Source organism: Vibrio sp. 10N.222.55.C6 (genome assembly GCF_041473395.1).
Taxonomy (GTDB): domain Bacteria; phylum Pseudomonadota; class Gammaproteobacteria; order Enterobacterales; family Vibrionaceae; genus Vibrio; species Vibrio crassostreae_C.
The window spans coordinates 1-399 of sequence record NZ_JBFRSD010001073.1; the positions used below are offsets into that span (position 1 = coordinate 1).

The 399-nt window shown below is 43.4% G+C and carries 1 pseudogene; it reads left to right on the forward strand.

The annotated features are described in order from the left end of the window. A pseudogene (locus AB4486_RS27600) lies at positions 1–399 on the forward strand (AraC family transcriptional regulator); the annotation flags it as partial.

The following is a 399-nucleotide window of genomic DNA, read 5'->3' on the forward strand; positions in this document are numbered from 1 at the left end:
ATTCAATCTTTGCCTACGACTCCCCAGGCAGCAAAGTCGAGTTTATTCAAGAACACGGTCAGAGCTGGTTTTGCAGAACCGCACCTGAAGACAATTCCCCTATGTTTCAATGGGGCGAAGCTTTCGCTGTTATTTATATCATTGAATTAATTACCATTTTATCTCAATCTCCATGGTTACCTACTAAGGTTCGCTTACAAGGCCATGATATCGATGTCGTCAAAACACTGGTGCCAAGTAGCTGCCAACTGTTCGTTGATCAATCATCGTCGGCTGTGCTTATTCCTGAAGAGATCTTAAAACTCCCTATCCGTCTTACGTCTAAAGAGCTCAGTGCAAAACCGACACTTATTGAGTGGCATACCAGCTTTACCGATAGCGTTTATGAACTCCTAAAGC